General features: G+C 33.9%; 1 pseudogene. It reads left to right on the forward strand.

Annotated features, from left to right (window positions below):
* Positions 1-277 (forward strand): annotated as a pseudogene (locus MN204_RS20565) (amino acid ABC transporter ATP-binding protein); the annotation flags it as partial.

Raw genomic sequence — 277 nt, forward strand, 5'->3', positions numbered from 1 at the left:
GAAAAAAACTCTATTTGCGACTGGAAAAAACGGCCGTTACATTAGCAGATCGTTACCGTTTAGGTGACTTATTGGGGGTTCTTAATGAAGATATTGGAAATCTACAAGACCTCTTTTTGAGAACATTATTTCCAGTTTTAATTGCTGGAAGTTTATCGATTGCTCTAATTATTGCTGGAGGATTTTTCTCACTTTGGTTTGCCTTAGGTTTAGCGCTCTTCTTAGGATTTTTGATTGTTATCTTGCCATTAATTTCTTTGAAATTTACAGTAAAATT

The sequence above is a fragment of the Oceanobacillus saliphilus genome (assembly GCF_023522835.1).
Lineage (GTDB): Bacteria > Bacillota > Bacilli > Bacillales > Amphibacillaceae > Oceanobacillus > Oceanobacillus saliphilus.